Below are 21,067 nucleotides of genomic sequence, written 5' to 3'. Positions count from 1 at the left end.
GACGGATCATGCGGATGGGATACCTCCGTGGCGCACGCACTTCCCGGGGATCAGGGCGGCGTGTCACTTCAACATGGGGAGCTTGGTCTCGGGCTCCGAGCGACCCGGAACGACCCGATATGACTGCAGCACGTACTTCATCGCCTTCTGAAGCGCGGGCGCCGTGGCCGCAGACGAGGTTACCCGCTTCGGTTCGTCGAGCGTAATCATGACGACGTACTGGGGGTCATCCGCCGGGGCGAAGCCGACGATGCTGGTGAAGTACACACCGGGCTTGTACCCGCCGCCCGCCGCCGGCTTCTGCGCCGTGCCGGTCTTGGAGGCGATGCTGTACCCGGGCACCTTGATCTGGTCGGCCACCGAGCTCTGGAAGCCGACGTTCTCGAGCATGAGCTGCATCTGCTGGGCGGTGCTCTCGCTGATGACGCGCTCCGGCTCGCCGGTCTCGGGCTTCTTCACCTCGCCGTCGGCCGTGGTGCACGACTCGACGAGCCGCAGCGGCACGCGCACACCGTCGTTGGCGATGGTCTGGTACGCGCTCACGACCTGCGGGATCGTCGCGGTGAACGCCTGCCCGAACGTCGTGGCGTAGTGCTGCTGGTTGTCCCACTTGTCCGGGGATTCGATCCAGCCGTTCTCCTCGCCGGGGAACCCGACGACGGGCCCTGCACCGATGCCGAACTTCTTCAGCCACTCGTAGCGCGTCTGGTCGGGAAGCAGCTCGCCGAACTTCGACAGCGCCACGTTGGACGAGTCGATGAGGGCGCCCGCGAGGGTGTAGGTCTGCTCGGGGTGCGGGTGCGAGTCGCCGAGGCGTGCACCGTTGGGGAACTGCTCCCAGTCCTTCGCGGTCACCGAGCTGAGCGGCGTCGCCACTCCCTCCTCGAGCAGCGAGGCGGCCGTGACCGCCTTGAACGTCGAGCCGGGCTCGAAGGTGGTGCCGAACACCAGGGATCCGCGGAACTCCGGATCCGTCGCGAGGACGTCATTCGGGTCCATCGACGGATACTGCGCTGCGGCGAGGATCGCACCGGTGTCCACTTCGGCGACCGTGACGGTGCCCGAGATCGCCTTCTGGTTCTGCGTCTCCTCCGCGATCATCTGCTGCAGGTACCACTGCAGGTCGGAGTCGAGCGTGAGGGCCACCTCGCCGCCGTCGACGGCGGGCGTGACCTTCTCGGACCCGGGGATCCGGATGCCGTCGGTCGCGCCGATCTGGTAGCTCTCCTCGCCGTTCTTCGCCTCGAGGCACTGGTCCTGCCAGCGCTCGACGCCCGCGAGGGCCTCGCCGTCGCTCGACTCGAAGCCGAGAAGGTTGCCGGCGACCGCGCCGTTCGGATAGGCGCGCGCCGGGCGGGGGTCGTACGTCAGGTACGTGACACCGAGCTCGCGCAGCGCCTGGAACTGGGCGGTGGACACGTTGCGCTTCAGCTGCGCCCACTGCGACTCCGGCTCGTTCTTCTTCTTGTCGGCCACGATGCGCCGGACCTCCTCGGCGTCCATGCCGAGGATCTGGGCGATCGCCGCCGACTGCTCCTCCCAGAGCTTCGCGTCGGCTGGATCGATCGTGCCGTCCCGCTTCGCGGGCGTCACGACCGTCGGGTCGATGTTGACGTCGTAGCGCATCGTGGTGCTCGCGAGCACCACCCCGTTGGCGTCGACGATGGTGCCGCGGTTGCCGTACAGCGTCTCGCTGCCGGCCATGTTGCCCGTGCTGATCGAGTCGGCGACGTGCTCCTCGGCGTGAACGACCTGGATGTCCACAAGTCGCACCACGAAGCCGCCGAGGACGGTCAGCACCAGTGCGGCGGCGACCATCGTGCGGCGGCGCGATGAGCGCTTGGCGATCGGATTCATCGGGCTCCCCTGCGTGCGGCGGGCTGTCGTCGGGTCTGTCAGGTGAACGGGATCGCGGATCGGATGCGATCAGCGGGTGGTGGGGCTCGGAAGCCCCTCCGTGAGCGGGGGCGGCAGTTCGGCCTCGGGCTTCTCCTGGGGAGCGGCCTTCGCCGGTTCCTCCTTCTTGCCCTCGATCGTTGCCTTCGGGTCGGTGGTGAGCGGACGGCGTTCGAGCAGCGCGTTGCCGACAGCGCCGCGCTTGGCGGCATCCACGGTCGAGGCGGCACCGGCGGCCGCGCTGTCTCCGATGATCTTCCCGTCGCTCAGGCGGAGGAAGCTCGGCGCGCCGTCGATCACCATTCCCATGACCGCGGCGTTCGCGGCGAGGTACTGGGGCGAGCTGAGCCCGGCGACCTCGTCGCGCAGCTCCTGGGCCTGCAGCGAGGCCTCGCGGCGCTCCTGGTTGAGGTTCGCGAGCTCGTACGACGACTGCGTGGTCAGCACCGACAGGCTCATCTGCGCCACGGCGATGGCGACGGCGCCGGCGAACGCGACGATGGCGTAGCCGAGGCGCGGACGACGACGCGGGGCGGCGTCGGGAACCGCCTGCAGGCGGCGGCGCGGGCTCCCCGGTGCGGGGCGCTCGGCGGGACGGACGGCGCGGTCGTTCACCGCGGCCGTGGTTGCGAGACTCACACCGCCTCCTTCACTCGTTCGATGGCGCGCAGGCGCACCGGCTTGGCGCGCGGGTTGCGCGCGGCCTCCTCGTCGCTCGCCAGCTCGGCGCCCTTGACGATCAGCCGGAACTGCGGCGCGTGCTCCGGCAGCTCGAAGGGAAGGCCCTTCGGCGCGGTCGAGCTCGTCGCCTCCGCGAAGAGCCGCTTCACGAACCGGTCCTCGAGCGACTGGTACGACAGCACGACCAGGCGCCCGCCGACGGCGAGCGTGCCGAGCGCGGCGGGGATCGCGCGCTCGAGCGCGGCGAGCTCGCCGTTGACCTCGATGCGCAGCGCCTGGAACACGCGCTTGGCGGGGTGCCCGGCGTTCTTCAGGGCCGCGGGGGTGGCCGCCTGCAGGATGTCGACGAGCTGGCCGGAGCGCGTGATCGGCGCCGTCTGCCGCGCGGCGATGATCGCGCGGGCATAGCGTCCGGCGAGCTTCTCCTCGCCGTAGCGCTCGAAGATCCGGCGCAGGTCGCCCTCACCGTAGGTCGCGACCACGTCGGCGGCCGTCATCCCCTGGGTGGGGTCCATCCGCATGTCGAGCGGAGCGTCCTGCGCGTAGGCGAAGCCGCGCTCGGCCTCGTCGAGCTGCAGGGAGGAGACCCCGAGGTCGTACAGGATCGCATCCGCGTGGTCGTGGCCGGCGGAGGCGAGTGCGTCGGCGATGCCGTCGTACACCGTGTGAACGAGCGCGATCCGGTCGGCGAACGGCGCGAGCCGCTCCCCCGCGATGCGCAGCGCGTCCGGGTCGCGGTCGAGGCCGACAAGACGGATGTCCGGGAAGCGCTCGAGGAAGGCCTCGGAGTGGCCGCCCATGCCGAGGGTGCCGTCGACGTAGACGGCGCCGTCCCGCTGCAGGGCGGGGGCGAGCAGCTCGACGCAGCGCTCGAGCATGACGGGGATGTGGATGTCGCGGAGGTTCATGATGCGTGGGGTCCGTTTCGGTGAGGCGGTCCCCCGGCTCTGATCCCCATCCGCTCGACCTGGCGCCGGGGAAGTGCGTCAGGGCTGCGGCTGGGGGTCACAACCGGGGTCACGTCTAGAACAGGCCCGGAATCACCTCCTGCTCCATCTCCGAATAGCTCTCCTCGTTGCTCTCCAGGTACGCGTTCCATGCGGCCGCGTCCCAGATCTCGGCGTGGGCACCCACACCCGTCACGACGAGCTCCTTGCCGAGCCCGGCATACGTGCGCAGGTGCTGCGGGATCGTGATCCGGTTCTGGCCGTCGGGGGTCTCGGCGCTCGCTCCGGACAGGAACATGCGCAGGAAGTCGCGTGCCTGCTTGTTGCTGAGCGGGGCCTGACGGACCCGCTCGTGGACCTGCTCGAACTCAGCCGTGCTGAACACGTACAGGCATCGCTCCTGGCCGCGCGTCACGACGACGCCGCCCGCGAGCTCCTCGCGGAACTTCGCCGGCAGGATGACGCGGCCCTTGTCGTCGAGCTTGGGGGTATGCGTACCCAACAGCACTGGCCATCACCCCCTTTGTCCGGCCGGTCCCGAGGTATTCCCCACTTTACTCCACTTCTCCCCACTGTCTAGTGCCAATCGCGCCGGATCCGCACCGTGTCGCCCTGGAGAGCCGCATGATTCCGCGGTGGAGCGCTGGTGGAGCATGGTGGAGGGGATTCCACCGAAATCGCACGCCGAGGAGGCCACAGGGGTGGTTCAGGGCATAAAAAAAGCGCCGACCCGAAGGTCGACGCTCTTTTGGAGAGAAGTGGAGGGTTACTGCTCGCCGTTCTGGCGGCGCTCCCAGCGCTCGTTCATGCGATCCATGAAGGAGGCGTTCGGCCGCGGTCCACGCGATGCCTGACCGCTGCCGCTCGGGCGTGCGGCGGGCGCACTGCCCTTGACGGGGGTGAGAGCGAGGATGACGCCGCCGAGCATGGCGGCGAAGCCGACCACACCGAGGGTCAGGCCGAGGGGCAGGCTCGTGCGCCACAGCGCGATGCCCGCGATCACGGCTCCGAGGCCGCCGAGCACGACGAGCGCGCCGATGATCAGATTGCGATAACTCAGCACCTGCGGCCCCGCAGGCGCGCTCACGACATCGGCGTCGTTCTGCATGAGATGGCGTTCCATCTCGTCGAGAAGGCGCTGCTCCTGTTCGGAGAGTGGCATCGTGTCCCCCTCTGTTCGTTGCTGGCCCCATTCTAGTCTGGGGCCAGAGAACTAGGCTAGGCCCGTGCCACCCTCCCTCCCCCTTGTCGAAGCGATCTCCCAGCGTGTCGATAGGTTCACGGCGCAGCGACGAGAAGAGGCAGCGGAGCTCGGCCCCGAGGGCCTCACCTTCGTCGATCACGCGGCCGCGAGCCTGCAGGGAGGCAAGCGCCTGCGCGCCCGCTTCTGCTGGTGGGCCTGGCGGGGCGTCGCCGGCCAGAACGCCGCCGATGCGGACGCCGTCGTCGGCGCCGCGGCGGCCCTCGAGGTGTTCCAGGCCGCCGCGCTCGTGCACGACGACCTCATCGACAACTCCGACACGCGCCGAGGCCGTCCGTCGGCGCACCGCGCGCTCGAGGCCGGCCACCGCGGAGCGGGCTGGACGGGCGATGCCGAGGCCTACGGCCGCGCCGGGTCGGTGCTGCTGGGCGATCTGCTCGTCGCGTGGAGCGACGACCTGCTCGAGGAGTCGCTCGCGACCCTGCGGCCGGCCGCTGCGGCGAGGGCCCGCGCCGAGTACGCGCGCATGCGCCGCGACGTGACCGCGGGCCAGTTCCTCGACATCGCCGAGGAGTCGGCGTGGAGCACCGCGCCGGACGACACGCTCGCCGACCGCGCGCTGCGCGTGGCCTCCTACAAGTCGGCGCGCTACAGCGTGCAGCAGCCGCTCGTGATCGGCGGGGCCCTTGCCGGAGGCAACGAGGCCACCCTCGCGGCGCTGCGGGCGTTCGGTCATCCGCTCGGCATGGCCTTCCAGCTGCGCGACGACGTGCTCGGCGTGTTCGGCGACGAGGCCGAGACCGGAAAGCCCGCGGGAGACGATCTTCGCGAGGGAAAGCGCACAGCGCTGGTGGCGTACGCCCGCGCCGCGCTCGCGCCCGACGAGCGGCCCCGATTCGACGAGCTGCTTGGCGACAGCGCGATGACGGATGCCGACATCGCGTGGCTGCGCGAGCGCATCACATCCACCGGGGCGCTCGACCGCGTGGAGCGGCTGATCGTCGATTACGCGGCGGAGGCGGACGCGGCGCTGAATGCCGCGCGTCTCGACGCCGAGGCCGCGGCCGAGCTGCGATCGCTGGCGCGCGCCGCCGTGCAGCGCCGCGCGTAACCCGGTCGGCGCCGCTTCTCAGCCGAGGGTCTGGGCGACCCGGCGCACCTCGGCCTTGCGGCCGGCGCGCAGAGCCTCGATCGGCGCGACGCCGATGGACTCCTCGGGGGTGAGCAGCCAGTCGATCGCCTCGTCGTCGCTGAAGCCCACGTCGTGCAGGACGAACACCGTGCCGCGCAGCGAGGACAGCACCTCGCCGTCGACGAAGAAGATCGCCGGGATCTTCACGGGGCCCTCGCGGCGCGAGCCGACAAGCGCGTTGTCGTCGAGCAGGCGGCGGACGCGCCCGGGCGTCTCGTCGAGCAGCTCTGCCACCTCGGGGATGCTGAGCCACTCGGTCTGGATCCGGGAGTAGTCGTCGGTCACGGTGCAACTATCTCATCCGGATCGGCGCGAACGCTGATGCCGTCGATTGCGCGCAAATCACATCCGTCACAGCGATCACTTTGATCGCTTTCGACACGCCGTTAACACAGATCACACCCGATACCACTGGTTGACACGATTTCACTTCCGTGACACGGTTTCTGGAGCCGAATCTTCCACCGCACCTGGCGGAAGTCGACCGAGGGGACCCCGACCGTGCACCGACGCCTTCCTGCACGCGCAAGCCACGCCCGCGCCGGCCAGCCGATGCGCTCGCTGCTCACCACCGTTCCGGTGGCGATCGCCGGATCCATCGCGCTGTCCCTGGGCGCGACGCCTGCGGCGGCGCATGCCGACGTGAAGCTGCGCGACGGCGTGCGCGACGGGAACGCGCGCACCGATGCCTTCGGCGCGGTGCACGGCGCGAACGCGGTGGCCGCCGCTCCGGCCCCGCGCGTCGAGGCGGCCGTCCGCACCGCCGCGGTGCCCACCACGCACGTCGTGCAGCCCGGCGACACGATCACGCGCATCGCGATCCACGCCGGCCTGCGCACCATCGACGTCCTGACGTGGAACAACCTCAGCTGGTCGAGCACCATCTACCCCGGCCAGACGCTGCGTCTCACCCCGGGCGGCGCGCCCGCCAAGCCGGCGGCGAAGCCGGCGCCCGCCGCGACCGGCAAGACCTACACCGTGAAGGCCGGCGACACCGTCTGGGGCATCGCCTACCGCCACGGCACCACCGTCGCGGCCGTGCTCCGTGCAAACGGTCTCGGCGAGTCGGCCGTGATCTACCCGGGTCAGAAGCTCACGATCGGCGGGTCTGCCGCCGCCGCGAAGCCCGCCGCCGCGCCGGCACCGGCATCCGCTCCCGCCGCCCCCGCGGCCAAGCCCGTTGCTGCCCCCGCAGCGAGCGGCGCCACGTACACGGTCAAGACCGGCGACACCGTCTGGGCGATCGCGCAGAAGCACGGCACCAGCGTCGCCGAGATCATCAAGGCCAACGGCCTCGGCTCGGTCGCGACGATCTTCCCCGGTCAGAAGCTGAAGCTCTCGGGCTCCGCCACCCCCGCGCCGGCCACCGTCGCGGTCGTCGCCCCCGCCCCCGCCGCGGTCTCCACCCCCGCGAAGAGCGTCGGCGGACGCACGCACGAGGTCAAGGCCGGCGACACGCTGTGGGCGATCGCCGCCAAGCACGGCGTCAGCGTCAAGACGATCCTCGCGGCCAACGGACTCTCCGAGGGCGCGATCATCTACCCGGGTCAGAAGCTCAAGCTCTCCGCGCCCGCCCCGGCTCCCGCCGCAGCGCCCGCGACGGCCGCCGAGCAGGAGGACCCGCGCATCCAGCGCTCGGCCGTGCTCGACGCCCAGCAGATCGAGAACGCCCGGATCATCATCCAGGTGGGCCGCGAGCTCGGCGCGTCGGACCGCGCGATCGCCATCGCCCTCGCCACGGCGATGGTCGAGTCGGGCATCCGCAACCTGAACTACGGCGACCGCGACTCGCTCGGTCTCTTCCAGCAGCGCCCGAGCGCCGGCTGGGGAACGCCCGAGCAGATCCGCGACCGGGTGCGCGCGACGCGCGTGTTCTTCGGCGGCCCGCAGAACCCCAACGGCGACAAGACCCGCGGCCTGTTCGACATCCCGGGCTGGGAGAAGATGGAGTTCACGAAGGCCGCGCAGGCCGTCCAGATCTCCGCGTTCCCGAACCGCTACGGGCAGTGGGAGACGGCCGCGTTCGGCTGGCTCGCCCAGCTCGGCTGACGCGCCACGCCCGTCGACATCTTCGAACAGCCGCCCTCGCGCGGCGTTCCACTGGTGCGCCGTTCCCAGGCTCACAGGAGCCCCGAACGTAGAATTCACACGTGAGTACGAGCCAGCAGGTCGATCCCCTCATCGGGCGGCTTGTCGACGGCAGATACCGCGTGCGGGCCCGCATCGCCCGTGGCGGGATGGCGACGGTCTACGTCGCGACCGATCTGCGGCTCGAGCGACGGGTGGCGCTCAAGGTCATGCACGGCCACCTGAGCGATGACAGCGTCTTCCAGAGCAGGTTCATCCAGGAGGCCCGCTCCGCCGCGCGGCTGGCCGATCCGCACGTCGTCAACGTCTTCGACCAGGGCCAGGACGGCGAGCTCGCCTACCTCGTCATGGAGTACCTGCCCGGCATCACGCTGCGCGAGCTGCTCAAGGAGCAGCGCCGGCTGACGGTCACGCAGACCATCACGATCATGGACGCCGTGCTGAGCGGCCTGGCCGCCGCGCACCGGGCCGGGCTCATCCACCGCGACGTGAAGCCCGAGAACGTGCTGCTCGCCGAGGACGGCCGCATCAAGATCGGCGACTTCGGCCTCGCGCGCGCGTCATCCGCCAACACCGCGACCGGTGCCCAGCTTCTCGGCACCATCGCCTATCTCGCGCCCGAGCTGGTCACGCGCGGCACCGCGGACGCGCGCAGCGACATCTACGCGCTCGGCATCCTGCTCTACGAGATGCTCGCCGGCGAGCAGCCCTACAAGGGCGAGCAGCCGATGCAGATCGCCTTCCAGCACGCCACCGATTCGGTGCCGCGCCCGAGCGTGAAGAACCCGGGCGTGCCCGAGCAGCTCGACGAGCTCGTGCTGTGGGCGACCGAGAAGGACCCGGACGAGCGTCCCTCCGATGCGCAGGAGATGCTCGAGCGGCTGCGCGAGATCGAGCGCGAGCTGGGGATCGCTCCCCTGCCGACGCGCTCCTCCCCCGCGTTCGAGACGCGCGCGCTTCCCGCCGATGGCGGCGGCGCCGGCGCCACCAAGGTGCTCGCGGGCGTGCTGCCGACGACGGCGGATCTCACCGGTGACGTCTCCGACACCGGACCCACCGAGCCCGACAACGCCTCCCGCCTTCGCCGTCGCACCGACGAGCGGCGCCGCCGCGGCGCCATCCTGCTCGCGCTCGTCCTGGTCCTGGCCGCCCTTGCCGGCGCTGCCGGCTGGTGGTTCGGGTCGGGCCCCGGCTCGCAGGTGCCGGTGCCGGAGGTCGCGGGCCTGACGTTCGCCGAGGCCCAGCAGCGGCTCGAGGACGCCCAGCTCACGGCGGTCGAGACCAGGGACACGAGCCCCACGGTGGAGGCCGGGCGGGCAATCGGCACCGACCCCGAGGTCGGCACACGCCTCGACAAGGGCGAGGAGGTGTCCGTCGTGATCTCCACGGGCCCCGCCGAGGTGACGCTCGGTTCGTTCGAGGGGATGCCCCTCTCGGATGCGCAGGCGGTGCTCGACGAGAACTACATCGCGTACGACGATGCCGAGAACCTGCTCGTGTACTCGGACGCGCCGGCCGACCAGGTCATCGGCCTCGACATCCTGCCGGCGGCGAGCGAGGAGCGGGTCGACTGCTTCACCGGCTGCACGGCGTTCCAGGGCGACACGGCCGACCTCATCGTCTCCCTCGGTCCCCTTCCCGACGTCACGGGCAAGCCGCTCGCGGAGGCGCAGCAGACCCTCGGCGAGGCTGATCTCGACGTCACGGTCGCCGAAGAGTTCACGGCCGAGGTCGCGGCCGGCACCATCATCCGCGTGGAGCCCCGCGCCGAGGAGGGCAACTGGCGCCCCGGCGACTCCATCACGATCGTGAACTCGCTCGGCGCGCTGCCGGATGTGACGGGCCGCCCGATCGGCGAGGCGCAGCAGACGCTCACCGACGCGGGCCTCGCCCCGAACGTCGTCGACGAGTACAGCGACTCGGTCGGCGCCGACACGGTCATCCGGGTCGAGCCGCGCGCCGAGGGCGGCAACTGGCGTCCGGGCGACGCGATCACGATCGTCCGCTCGCTCGGGCCTCAGCTCTTCCCCGTGCCGGATGTCGCAGGCATGCTCCGCGATGACGCCGTCGCAGCCATCGAGGCGGCGGGCTTTGACGCGGCCTACGGCGACATCTGGAGCGTGGCGCCGATGGCGACGGCCACCGGCACGGATCCTGCGGCAGGCCAGACCGTACCCGCGGGTACCCGGGTGTACATCCAACTGACCCTCACGGGCTGATCCCGTCCAGATCCGCCGAATGACGAAGGGCGCCCGCGCGATGCGGACGCCCTTCGTCATTGAGGCGGAGGTCAGCGCTTCTCGAGCTCCTCGGCGACGAGGAACGAGAGCTCGAGCGACTGCATGTGGTTCAGGCGCGGGTCGCACAGCGACTCGTAGCGCGTCGCGAGGGTCGCCTCGTCGATCTGCTCGGAGCCGCCCAGGCACTCCGTGACGTCGTCGCCCGTGAGCTCGACGTGGATGCCGCCGGGGTACGTCCCCACCGCGCGGTGCGCCTCGAAGAACCCGCGCACCTCGTCGACCACGTCGTCGAAGCGACGGGTCTTGTAGCCGGTCGGGGTCGTGATGCCGTTGCCGTGCATCGGGTCGGTGACCCACAGCGGCAGCGCCCCCGAGTCCTTCACCGCCTCGAGCAGCGGCGGCAGCGCGTCCCGGATCTTGCCGGCCCCCATGCGGGTGATGAAGGTGAGGCGACCGGGCTCGCGCTCGGGGTCGAGCTTGTCGATCAGGGCGAGCGCCGTCTCGGGCGTCGTGGTCGGACCGAGCTTGACGCCGATGGGGTTGCGGATGCGCGAGAAGTAGTCGACGTGCGCGCCGTCGAGGTCGCGCGTGCGCTCGCCGACCCACACGAAGTGCGCCGACGTGTTGTACGGCAGGCCGGTGCGGGAGTCGATGCGGGTGAGCGGGCGCTCGTAGTCCATCAGCAGGCCCTCGTGACCCGTGTAGAACTCCACGCGCTTGAGCTCGTCGAAGTCGGCGCCCGCCGCCTCCATGAACTTGATGGCGCGGTCGATCTCGGCGGCGAGGCGCTCGTAGCGGTGGTTCGCCGGGTTCTCGGCGAAGCCCTTGTTCCACGAGTGGACCTCGCGCAGGTCGGCGAAACCGCCCTGCGTGAAGGCGCGGATGAGATTCAGCGTGGATGCGGACGTGTGGTACGCCTTCAGCAGCCGCTGGGGGTCCGGCGTCCGCGACGCGCTCGTGAAGTCGTAGCCGTTGGCGATGTCGCCGCGGTAGGCCGGCAGCGTCACCTCGCCGCGCGTCTCGTTGTCGTTCGACCGCGGCTTGGCGAACTGGCCCGCCATGCGCCCCATCTTGATGACGGGCATCGACGCGCCGTACGTCAGGACGACGGCCATCTGCAGCAGCGTCTTCACGCGGTTGCGGATCTTGTCGGCCGTGGCGCCCGCGAAGGTCTCGGCGCAGTCGCCGCCCTGCAGCAGGAACGCACGCCCGGATGCCGCCTGCCCGAGGCGCTCCTTCAGGCTGTCGACCTCGCCGGCGAAGACGAGCGGCGGAAGCTGGGAGAGCTCGGCCGAGACGCGCTCGACCTCGGCATAGTCCGGCCACTCCGGCTGCTGCTTGATCGGAAGGGAGCGCCACGCATCAAGGGCGCTCGGATCGAGAAGAGCCGTGTCTTGCATGCTCTCGATGCTAGTGCCGCCCGAGAGGTGCGAGAGACCGTGTGTCAGCCCGCGACGGCGTCGGTGACCGGCTCGGACACCGCGTCATCCATCGACGAGCGCTGCTTCTTCACCGACGAGGCGTACACGTCGCGGTACTTCTGCTGCCCAAGCTGCTGGAGGGAGACCATGATCTCGTCGGTCACCGAGCGCAGCACGTAGCGGTCGTTCTCCATGCCCTCGTACCGGCTGAAGTCGAGCGGCTCGCCGATCACCATGCCGACGCGCATGACCCGGGGGATGCTCCGCCCGATCGGCATCATCGTGTCGGTGTCGACCATCACCACGGGGATGACGGGGACCTTCGCCTCCATCGCCATGCGCGCGATGCCCGTGCGGCCTCGGTACAGGATGCCGTCGGGGCTGCGCGTTCCCTCGGGGTAGATCCCGAGCAGGTCGTCGCGCCCGAGCACCTGCAGGGCTGTGTTCAACGCCGCTTCGGAGGCGGATCCGCCCGAGCGGTCGATCGGGATCTGGCCGGTACCCTTCATGAACCACTTCGTGGCCCAGCCCTTGAGTCCCTTGCCGGTGAAGTACTCCGCCTTCGCCAGGAACGTCATCGGCCGCTCGATCATCAGCGGAAGGAAGACCGAGTCGGCGACGGAGAGGTGGTTGCTCGCGAGGATCGCGCCGCCCGTCGGCGGGATGTTCTCGGCGCCGATGATCCACGGACGGAAGATCGCCTTCACGATGGGCCCGACCACGATGTACTTCATCAGCCAGTAGAACACGGGGAAAGTCTAGAGGGACACTAGAATCGACCGAACCCGCTTTACCCCGTCCGGTACCGAAGGAGCTGCCGTGATCGAATTCTCGACACCCGCGATCGTCCCCGCCGACCCTGAGGCGAACATCGCCGATCTCCTGGTCGAGCGGGCACGCACCACCCCCGACAGGGCGATCTTCTCGGTCCCGGACGGCGATGGCTGGCGTGACATCACCGCCTCCGAATTCGAGCGGCAGGTCATCGCCCTCGCGAAGGGACTCGTCGCCGCCGGCGTGCAGCCCGGCGAGAAGATCGGCTTCCTCGCCAAGACCACCTACGAGTGGACCCTCATCGACTTCGCCCTGTTCTATGCGGGCGCGATCATGGTGCCGGTCTACGAGACGAGCTCGCCGTCGCAGATCCAATGGATCCTGTCCGATTCGGGCGCGGTCGGCCTCATCGTCGAGACCGCCGCGCACGCGGAGTCGTTCAAGACGGTCGCCGACGAGCTGCCGCTCATCCGTCAGGTGTGGCGGATGGATGAGGGCGCGATCGCGTCGCTGACGACGCAGGGCGCCTCGGTGGAGGACGCCGAGATCGAGCGCCGGCGCAGCATCGCCAAGGGCTCCGACATCGCGACGCTCATCTACACCTCGGGCTCCACGGGCCGTCCGAAGGGCTGCGTGCTCACGCACAGCAACTTCGTCGAGACCTCGCGCAACGCCGCGAAGGCGCTCGAGGGTCCCCTGCGCGACGCCTCCACCGTGCTGTTCATCACCACGGCGCACGTGTTCGCCCGGTTCATGTCGGTCATCTACATCCACGCGGGCGTGCGCACGGGCCACGAGCCGAACACGAAGAACCTCGTCGCCACGCTCGGCTCGTTCAAGCCGACGCTGCTACTCGCGGTCCCCCGCGTGTTCGAGAAGGTCTACAACTCGGCCGAGGCGAAGACCGAGGCGGCGGGCAAGGGCAAGATCTTCCGCGCCGCCGCGGCCACGGCCGTGGAGCACTCCCGCCGCGTGCAGGAGGGCGAGAAGGTCGGCCTCGGCCTGAAGGTGAAGTTCGCGCTGTTCGACAAGCTCGTGTACTCGAAGCTGCGCGCGCTCATGGGCGGCAACGTCGCCTACGCCGTGTCGGGATCCGCGCCGCTCGGCGGGCGTCTCGGCCACTTCTTCCACAGCCTCGGCATCCACATCCTCGAGGGCTACGGCCTCACCGAGACGACCGCGCCCGCGACCGTCAACCTGCCGGACAAGAGCAAGGTCGGCACCGTCGGACCGACGCTCCCGGGCGTCGCGGTGCGCATCGCCGACGACGGCGAGATCCAGGTCAAGGGCGTCAACGTCTTCAAGGAGTACTGGCAGAACCCCGAGGCCACGGCCGAGGCCTTCGACGGCGAGTGGTTCCGCACCGGCGATCTGGGAACGTTCGACGAGGACGGCTACCTGTCGATCACGGGCCGCAAGAAGGAGATCATCGTCACGGCGGGCGGCAAGAACGTCGCCCCCGCCGCGCTCGAGGACCCGATCCGCGCGAACCCGATCGTCGGCCAGGTCGTCGTCGTGGGCGACCAGAAGCCCTTCATCTCGGCGCTCATCACGCTCGACCCCGAGATGCTCCCGGCCTGGCTCGCCACGCACGGCGAGAGCTCGGACCTCACGCTCGAGCAGGCGGCGAAGAACCCGACGGTGCGCGCGGAGGTGCAGCGCGCGATCGACGAGGCGAACACCCGCGTCTCGCGCGCCGAGTCCATCCGGAAGTTCGTCATCCTCGGCACCGAGTGGACCGAGGCGACCGGTCACCTCACGCCGAAGATGTCGATCAAGCGCAACGTCATCATGAAGGACTTCGCACACGAGATCGAGGACCTCTACGCCGCCAAGGACGCCACGACCAACCTCTCCGTCGCCGGCTAGGTGGACCCCGCCATGACGTGGTGACACGCCTGCTGTCATGCGAGGAGGCCTCCTGGCTTAGTGGAGCTGTCTGAGTTCTTCACTTGCCAGGAGGCCTCTGTGTCCCTCGCTGACGCTCGTCTTGCCCGCATCCGCGGGAGATGAGTGTGCGCGGGCTGAAACACGATTGTCATTTTCTGTTAGCGCGTGAAGTATTCGTGGCCTTTATGTTTTCGGCATGGCCGCCTCCCCTCTCGTCACCGCGACTTCACTGGAAACGAGATCGTTCGACGCGGAAACGACACCGCATTCCGAACGAAACCACACCGAAACGCTCCATGCGTCTACTGGATGCATGACCCCGGCACCGACGAGCACCACCGACCGCGTCTCCACTCGCGTCAGCATCGCGCTCCTCGGCGTGCGCAGCGACGCACCCGTCCGCCGCACGGGCGGAGCCGGACCGAGCGACGACGGCCACTTCGTCATAGACGGAGCCGGGGCCGCCATCCCTCTCAACCTCGCCAGCCCCTATGTCGTGAACGCTCGAGGGCGGCTGACGCTCGACGGCGCCGACCTCGGCTTCGATGTCTCACCCGTGACGCGGCCCCGCTTCTATGACCTGCAGACATCCGAGGGCGTGGCGTACGACAAGATCGCGAAGCTGCACGGCAAGAACGTGCTCGCGACGACCGTCGTCCAGACGTGCGTCCGCTACGACGAGAGCGAGCGGTGCCGGTTCTGCGCGATCGAGGCGTCGCTCGACGCCGGGACGACGATCGCCGTGAAGACTCCCGCGATGCTGGCCGAGGTCGCGGAGGCGGCGGTGCGCCTGGACGGCGTCACGAACATGGTCATGACGACCGGCACGTCGAACGGATGGGACCGCGGCGCGAAACACCTCGCCCGGTGCGTCCGTGCGGTGAAGAAGGCGGTTCCGTCGCTCGAGATCCAGGTGCAGTGCGAGCCGCCTGCCGATCTCCAGGCCATCACCGACCTGTACGAGGCGGGTGCGCGTTCGATCGGCATCCACGTCGAGTCGATGGACGACGCGGTGCGCGCCCGCTGGATGCCCGGCAAATCGCGCGTGAGCATGGACGAGTACCGGGCGTCGTGGCGCGAGGCCGTCCGCGTCTTCGGGTGGAACCAGGTCTCGACCTACCTCCTCGTCGGCCTCGGCGAGGATCCCGACGAGCTCGTCGCCGGCGCAGCCGAGCTCATCGAGATGGGCGTCTACCCCTTCATCGTCCCGTTCCGCCCCCTCAAGGGCACGCTCGCGACCGACGTCGACCGCGTCCCCGCCCCCGACCGCCGCATCCTCAACAGCGTCACGGCGCGCGTCGCGACACTGCTGCAGGCCGCGGGCATGCGCGGCGAAGACCAGCGTGCGGGATGCGCGGCGTGCGGAGCATGCAGCGCGCTCCAGACGGCGGGTGCCTGAGATGCTCGAGATCCCCGCGCTCATGGGGCCGGCGGTCATGCAGTCGACGCCCGCCTGGACCATCCAGCGCGCCGAGGCCAGAGAGGTCGACGCCTACCGGGCGCTGCGGCGAGAGGTCTTCGTCACCGAGCAGGGGGTCTTCGGCGACGACGACCGCGACGACATCGACGACGACCCGCGCACCATCGTGCTCGTGGCGCGCGATGGCGAGGGCACCGTGCTCGGCGGAGTGCGCCTCGCCCCCGCGACGGCCCGTCGCGACATCGGGTGGTGGACGGGCAGCCGACTCGCCGTGCGCGCAGATGCGCGCCACGCCGGAGGGATCGGTCCGGCCCTCGTACGGGAAGCGTGCGCGACCGCGCTGCAGCATGGCGTCCTCCGCTTCGAGGCGACCGTCCAGGAGCGCAACCAGGCGCTGTTCCGCCGCCTCGGCTGGACGCCGTGGGGAACGGTCGACATCGGGGGGATGCGGCACGTGCGCATGCGGTGGCCCATCACCCGTATCCGCGACCTCGTCGAATCCACGAAGTCGGAGCTCGGGCCGCTCCTCGGCGCCCTGCGGGGCGACGCGCCCTTCTCGCTGGGCGGCGCCGGCTTCGTCGGCGACGACGGAGCCCCCGTTCCCGGCACCGACGTGGTCGCCGCGTGCGACGCCATCCTCCCCGAGCTCATCGAGCGCGACCCCGAATGGGCCGGATGGTGCGCCGTGCTCGTCAACGTCAACGACCTCGCGGCCATGGGCGCCGCACCCGTCGGGCTTCTCGATGCGCTCGGCGCCCCCTCGTCCGAGATCGCCCGCCGCGTGATGGGCGGGCTGCGCAGCGCGGCTCACGCGTGGGGCGTGCCACTGCTCGGCGGGCACACGCAGCTCGGCGTGCCGGCCGCGCTCTCCGTCACGGCACTCGGTCGGACGACCCGCCCCGTCCCCGGAGGCGGCGCGCGTCGCGGGGACGACATCTCGCTCACCATCGACCTGCACGGACGCTGGCGGCCCGGCTTCGAAGGCCGTCAGTGGGACAGCACGTCCACGCGCACGGGCGAGGACCTCCGCGCCCTCGGCACCCTCGTCCGAGACGCGCGGCCGGCCGCCGCGAAGGACGTAAGCATGGCGGGGATCGTCGGGACGACGGCCATGCTCGCCGAGGCGTCGTCGGTCGGCGCCGTGATCGAGCCCGCGACCATCCCCGCTCCCGACTCTGTGGCGTTCGGCGACTGGCTCACGTGCTTCCCCGGGTTCGGGATGATCACCGCCGACCGCCCCGGTCGCGGCCGGATGTCAACTCCGATCGCGCAGACCGCGCGCATCGGCACCGCGACCTCCGAGCGCGGCGTGCGCCTCCTCTGGCCCGACGGCGTAGAGACCGACGCCGTCGGCCTCACCGCCACGGGGCTCTTCCCCTGTTGATCCACCCCACCGTCACGAAAGGCAGTGCCATGACCACCGACATCGACGCCCAGATCGCCGAGAACATCGCCAAGTCGCTCGGCGAGGTGCCCCACCCCTCGCTTCCCAAGGGCAGCAACCTGTACGGGTCGACGAAGCTCTTCCCTGACTTCCAGGCCGAGGACGGCGAGACCTACTTCACCCTCATCCACGGCATCCCGCACGAGTCGTCTGTGAGCTTCGTCGCGATCCTCCAGGCGACGCGCGCGCTGCGCAAGGGATTCGAGTCCGCGATCTACCTGTACGGCCCCGGCACCCTCGCCGCGACCGCGAACCGCGGGTTCCCCACGACGGGCGATTCCGGCTTCCCGGGAGAGCTGAACATGAACGCCTCACTGGAGACGTTCATCAAGGAGGGCGGCACGGTCTACTGCTGCCGCTTCGGCCTCGCCCTCCACGGCATCCGCGAGGAGGACCTCATCGAGGGCGTCATCCCCGCGCACCCGCTCGACGTGCAGGACGCGCTCATCTACTACGCCCGCAAGGGCGCGATCATCAACTCGACCTACAACCTCTGAGGCACTCCGATGACCATCAAAATCGCGTCCGTGTCCGCGAACTTCACGCGCGACCTCGAGCAGAACTACGCGCTCATCGCGCAGCTGCTCGACGAGGCCCGCGCCGAGGGCGTGTCGTTCGTCGCCTTCCCAGAGGCGGCGATCGGCGGCTACCTCTCGTCGCTGGGAAACCACGGCGACACCGTGCAGAGCACTCGCCGATCGCTCCCGCCCGCGCTCCGCCTGGACGGTCCCGAGATCCGCCGCGTCCAGGAGCTCGCTGGCGACATCGTGCTGACGATCGGCTTCTGCGAGCTCGCCGAAGACGGCGAGACGCGCTACAACGCGGCAGTGTGCCTCGACGGCAGCACGATCTACGGGTCGTACCGCAAGGTGCACCAGCCGCTCGGCGAGAACATGTCGTACTCGGCGGGCGACAGTTACCGTGCATTCGACACCCCGGTGGGTCGTGTCGGCATGCAGATCTGCTACGACAAGGCGTTCCCCGAGGCCGCGCGCATGCTGGCGCTCGACGGCGCCGAGATCGTCGTCAGCATGTCGGCATGGCCGGCCGCGCGGACCGCCACGGCCGAGAATCTGCAGGACGACCGCTGGACCTACCGGTTCAATCAGTTCGACATCGCCCGGGCACTCGACAACCAGGTGTTCTGGGTGGCGTCGAACCAGTCAGGCACATTCGGGTCGCTGCGCTACGTGGGCAATGCGAAGGTCGTCGACCCGGGCGGGAACATCCTCGCCACGACCCTGCTCGGCACGGGGCTCGCGATCGCCGAGATCGACGTCGACGCGACCTTCCGCACGATGCGCGCGGGAATGTTCCACCTGCGCGACCGCCGACCCGACGTCTACGGCCCCGTCGCCGAGGTCTCGGCGCCGCACGTCGACGGATGGCGGGAGCTCGCGCATGCCTGAGATGACCTTCACCGTGCGCTGGCCCGACGGCGCCGAGAGCGCGCACTACTCCCCCAGCCTGGTCATGCACGACTACCTCGTGACGGGCCTGCGCTACCCGCTGCAGGAGTTCGTCACGCGCACGAAGGAGGCGCTCGACGCCGCCAGCGAGCGTGTGCGCGCCCGATACGGGTTCGCGTGCACGTCGGCCATGCACTCGGAGGAGGAGATCGCCGCTGCGGCGGCACGCTACCCCGTCGACACCTATCCCGCGGCCGAGGTGGAGATCCTCGCCATGGAACCCCCGCTCGAGAGGAGCGGCGCGTGATCCCCCGGCAGATCGTGGACGGCGAGCACGTCGAGGCCGTCATCGTCGGAGGCGGGCAGGCCGGCCTGTCGCTCAGCCGTCATCTCGTCGACCGCGGCATCGAGCACATCGTGATCGAGCGCAGCGAGGTCGCGCACGAGTGGCGCGATGGCCGGTGGGACGCGTTCACCCTCGTCACCCCGAACTGGCACTGCCGGCTCCCTGGTTACCCCTACGACGGCCCCGACCCCGACGGCTTCATGACGAGAGACGAGGTGCACGCCTGGGTGCGCGCGTATGCCGACACCTTCGATGCGCCCGTCGCCGAAGGCGTCGAGGTCATCCGCGTGACGCACCGTCCGGAGGGCGGCTTCACGGTCGCCACGACGGCGGGCGTCATCACGGCCGACACCGTCACCTCCGCGACCGGCGGCTATCACGACCCCGTCGTGCCCTCATGGGCCGCCGACGTTCCCGCGTCCGTCGCGCAGGTCCACTCTCATGAGTACCGCAACGCGGGCCAGCTGCCCGACGGGCCCGTGCTCGTAGTCGGCACCGGCCAGTCGGGCACCCAGATCGCCGAGGACCTCCTCATCGAGGGCCGCGCCGTGCACCTCGCCGTCGGCCGCGCGCCCCGCGTCGCGCGGTTCTACCGCGGCAAGGACTGCATGACCTGGCTCGCCGAGATGGGCCTCTACGACATCCCGGTGACGGCGCGTGGCCTCGCCAAGCGCGAGTCGACGAACCACTACGTGACGGGTCGCGACGGCGGCCGCGATATCGACCTGCGGGAGTTCGCGCTGCGCGGGATGGCCCTGCACGGTCGCGCGCTCGATGTCGTGGACGGGGCCGTGCGCTTCGACGACACGCTCGCTGCGAACCTCGACCACGCTGACTCCGTGGCCGAATCGATCAAGGACGACATCGACCGTTATATCGAGCGAGAGGGACTCTCGGCCCCGGCCGAGCCCCGCCGCGAGCCGGCTTGGAGCCCGGGGCCCGGCGGCAGCACCGTCGATCTCGCGGACATCGGCAGCATCGTCTGGGCCGTCGGCTTCCGGGCTGACTGGGGGTGGCTGGGCGATCTCGACGTGCTCGACGACGAGGGCCACCCTCAGCACGAGCGCGGGGCGACCGCCGTCCCCGGCTTCCATTTCCTCGGGCTGCCCTGGCTGCACACGTGGGGATCGGGGCGGTTCCACGCGATCGCCCGAGATGCCGAGCACGTCGCCGCGCTCGTCGCGGACCGTGCGAGGGCGGGCGTCGCCTGACGGGTTCTACCCTGGTCGGATGAGCACGGTGACGATGGCGGCGGTCGCGGCGCATTTCGGTCGCGATGTCGAGCGGACGCTCGCGAAGCTGCCGGGGATCATCGCGCAGGCGCGCGAGCGCGGCGTCGACCTCCTCGTCCTCCCGGATGCCACGATCGGCGGGTACCTCGGGGATCTGCGGCATCCGGGGGGTGAGGAGTCCGATCTGCCTCCGGCCGTCGACCTCGACGGCCCGGAGATCGCGTCGGTCATCGCGCTCGCGGGCGACATGACGATCTGCGTCGGGCTCTCTGAGCGCGCCGTGGTCGACGGCGAGGCGGTGCGGTACAACACCGCGGTCTGCGTGAGCGGCGACGGGGTTCTCGGCGTCCACCGCAAGGTGCATCTGCCGCTGGGCGAGTCCGAGGCCTACCGCGCGGGCGACGTGTTCGAGGCGTTCGACACCCCCGTCGGCCGCATCGGCATGCTCATCGACTTCGACAAGACCTTCCCCGAGGCGGCGCGTACGTTGGCCCTCGACGGTGCCGAGGTGATCGCGTGCCTCAGTGCGTGGCCCGCGAGCGTCACCGACCGGTCGGATCGCATGCGCAACGACCGGCAGGCGCACCTGTTCGACCTGTACGACTGCGCCAGAGCGGCCGAGAACCAGGTGTACCTGGTCTCGTCGAACCAGACGGGAGTGCTCGGCGGGCTGCGCTTCCTCGGGCAGGCGAAGGTCGTCGATCCGGCGGGTGAGATCGTCGCGAAGACGTGGGCGAAGGGCGGCCTCGCGGTCGCCGAGGCCGACGTGCACGCCACCGTCGCCCGCGCCCGCCGCTCACTCGACCACATCCACCAGCGTGCCGAGCACGCCTACCGTCTCACGACCCGCGCCTGAGCCTCCTGCGGCGGGCGCACCTTCACGGAG

General features: G+C 70.2%; 19 protein-coding genes. 11 read left to right on the top strand and 8 right to left on the bottom strand.

Translation table 11 applies throughout. The features are described 5' to 3' along the window. Positions 1 to 63: 63 nt before the first annotated feature. From IR155_RS02625 to IR155_RS02605, 5 genes are all read right to left on the bottom strand, one after another. Positions 64 to 1,857 (bottom strand): peptidoglycan D,D-transpeptidase FtsI family protein, encoded by a 1,794-nt coding sequence (locus IR155_RS02625; protein ID WP_135112874.1) that lies wholly within the window; start codon positions 1,855 to 1,857, stop codon positions 64 to 66. Positions 1,858 to 1,926: 69 nt separating this feature from the next. Beyond that, a complete protein-coding gene (locus tag IR155_RS02620) occupies positions 1,927 to 2,535 on the bottom strand; it encodes a hypothetical protein (RefSeq protein ID WP_233441074.1) in 609 nt (202 codons plus the stop codon). Further along, entirely contained in the window at positions 2,532 to 3,485 is a 954-nt protein-coding gene (gene rsmH, locus IR155_RS02615) for a 16S rRNA (cytosine(1402)-N(4))-methyltransferase RsmH (RefSeq protein WP_135112872.1), read from the bottom strand. Before rsmH ends, IR155_RS02620 begins: the two co-directional genes overlap by 4 nt. A gap of 115 nt (positions 3,486 to 3,600) precedes the next feature. Then, the gene (gene mraZ / locus IR155_RS02610) at positions 3,601 to 4,032 is read right to left on the bottom strand and encodes a division/cell wall cluster transcriptional repressor MraZ (protein ID WP_135112870.1); all 432 of its coding nucleotides are present in this window, start codon (positions 4,030 to 4,032) and stop codon (positions 3,601 to 3,603) included. 258 nt (positions 4,033 to 4,290) lie between these two features. Further along, complete coding sequence (locus IR155_RS02605) at positions 4,291 to 4,686, bottom strand: DUF3040 domain-containing protein (protein ID WP_135112868.1); 396 nt, start codon at positions 4,684 to 4,686, stop codon at positions 4,291 to 4,293. A gap of 64 nt (positions 4,687 to 4,750) precedes the next feature. Between IR155_RS02605 and IR155_RS02600 the strand changes: the two genes are divergently transcribed. Beyond that, on the top strand, positions 4,751 to 5,836 hold the full coding sequence (locus tag IR155_RS02600; protein WP_135112866.1) for a polyprenyl synthetase family protein: 1,086 nt from the start codon (positions 4,751 to 4,753) through the stop codon (positions 5,834 to 5,836). 18 nt (positions 5,837 to 5,854) lie between these two features. Here IR155_RS02600 and IR155_RS02595 read toward each other — a convergent pair whose 3' ends face one another. Then, positions 5,855 to 6,202 (bottom strand): Rv2175c family DNA-binding protein, encoded by a 348-nt coding sequence (locus IR155_RS02595; protein ID WP_233441073.1) that lies wholly within the window; start codon positions 6,200 to 6,202, stop codon positions 5,855 to 5,857. Between the two features lie 216 nt (positions 6,203 to 6,418). Here IR155_RS02595 and IR155_RS02590 point away from each other — a divergent pair, with 216 nt between their 5' ends. Together IR155_RS02590 and pknB are read left to right on the top strand one after the other, a co-directional pair. After that, positions 6,419 to 7,966, top strand: coding sequence for a LysM peptidoglycan-binding domain-containing protein (locus IR155_RS02590; RefSeq protein ID WP_233441072.1), 1,548 nt, complete (start codon positions 6,419 to 6,421; stop codon positions 7,964 to 7,966). 101 nt (positions 7,967 to 8,067) lie between these two features. Then, positions 8,068 to 10,224: a Stk1 family PASTA domain-containing Ser/Thr kinase gene (gene pknB / locus IR155_RS02585; protein WP_135112864.1), complete on the top strand. Its 2,157-nt coding sequence runs from the start codon at positions 8,068 to 8,070 to the stop codon at positions 10,222 to 10,224. 71 nt (positions 10,225 to 10,295) lie between these two features. Here the strand turns inward: pknB and IR155_RS02580 are convergent, their stop codons facing one another. Together IR155_RS02580 and IR155_RS02575 are read right to left on the bottom strand one after the other, a co-directional pair. Further along, entirely contained in the window at positions 10,296 to 11,645 is a 1,350-nt protein-coding gene (locus IR155_RS02580; RefSeq protein ID WP_135112862.1) for a class II 3-deoxy-7-phosphoheptulonate synthase, read from the bottom strand. Between the two features lie 44 nt (positions 11,646 to 11,689). Beyond that, positions 11,690 to 12,415: a lysophospholipid acyltransferase family protein gene (locus tag IR155_RS02575; RefSeq protein ID WP_135112860.1), complete on the bottom strand. Its 726-nt coding sequence runs from the start codon at positions 12,413 to 12,415 to the stop codon at positions 11,690 to 11,692. A gap of 70 nt (positions 12,416 to 12,485) precedes the next feature. On the opposite strand from IR155_RS02575, the gene IR155_RS02570 reads away from it, so the two are divergent. The 8 genes from IR155_RS02570 to IR155_RS02535 all read left to right on the top strand — a co-directional run bounded on the left by IR155_RS02570 (position 12,486) and on the right by IR155_RS02535 (position 21,037). After that, complete coding sequence (locus IR155_RS02570) at positions 12,486 to 14,309, top strand: AMP-dependent synthetase/ligase (RefSeq protein ID WP_135112850.1); 1,824 nt, start codon at positions 12,486 to 12,488, stop codon at positions 14,307 to 14,309. Between the two features lie 334 nt (positions 14,310 to 14,643). Further along, positions 14,644 to 15,729 (top strand): MSMEG_0568 family radical SAM protein, encoded by a 1,086-nt coding sequence (locus IR155_RS02565; protein ID WP_135112848.1) that lies wholly within the window; start codon positions 14,644 to 14,646, stop codon positions 15,727 to 15,729. Between the two features lies 1 nt (position 15,730). Further along, positions 15,731 to 17,134 (top strand): MSMEG_0567/sll0787 family protein, encoded by a 1,404-nt coding sequence (locus tag IR155_RS02560; RefSeq protein ID WP_135113020.1) that lies wholly within the window; start codon positions 15,731 to 15,733, stop codon positions 17,132 to 17,134. A gap of 29 nt (positions 17,135 to 17,163) precedes the next feature. Further along, positions 17,164 to 17,691 (top strand): MSMEG_0572/Sll0783 family nitrogen starvation response protein, encoded by a 528-nt coding sequence (locus IR155_RS02555; protein ID WP_194210277.1) that lies wholly within the window; start codon positions 17,164 to 17,166, stop codon positions 17,689 to 17,691. A gap of 9 nt (positions 17,692 to 17,700) precedes the next feature. Continuing rightward, positions 17,701 to 18,603 carry a carbon-nitrogen hydrolase family protein gene (locus IR155_RS02550; RefSeq protein WP_135112846.1) on the top strand — a complete coding sequence of 301 codons (903 nt, stop codon included), beginning with the start codon at positions 17,701 to 17,703 and terminating at the stop codon, positions 18,601 to 18,603. Continuing rightward, positions 18,596 to 18,910, top strand: a complete 315-nt coding sequence (locus IR155_RS02545; protein ID WP_135112844.1) for an MSMEG_0570 family nitrogen starvation response protein — start codon at positions 18,596 to 18,598, stop codon at positions 18,908 to 18,910. Before IR155_RS02550 ends, IR155_RS02545 begins: the two co-directional genes overlap by 8 nt. Next, positions 18,907 to 20,160 carry an MSMEG_0569 family flavin-dependent oxidoreductase gene (locus tag IR155_RS02540; RefSeq protein ID WP_135112842.1) on the top strand — a complete coding sequence of 418 codons (1,254 nt, stop codon included), beginning with the start codon at positions 18,907 to 18,909 and terminating at the stop codon, positions 20,158 to 20,160. Before IR155_RS02545 ends, IR155_RS02540 begins: the two co-directional genes overlap by 4 nt. 19 nt (positions 20,161 to 20,179) lie before the next feature. Continuing rightward, positions 20,180 to 21,037 carry a carbon-nitrogen hydrolase family protein gene (locus IR155_RS02535; RefSeq protein ID WP_135112840.1) on the top strand — a complete coding sequence of 286 codons (858 nt, stop codon included), beginning with the start codon at positions 20,180 to 20,182 and terminating at the stop codon, positions 21,035 to 21,037. Positions 21,038 to 21,067 lie beyond the last annotated feature (30 nt).

Origin of the sequence: Microbacterium paludicola (assembly GCF_015235415.1) — a bacterium.
GTDB classification, from domain to species: Bacteria; Actinomycetota; Actinomycetes; order Actinomycetales; family Microbacteriaceae; genus Microbacterium; species Microbacterium paludicola.
The sequence above is the reverse complement of the archived record's forward strand: the minus strand, read 5'-3'. Positions and strand labels throughout refer to the sequence as shown.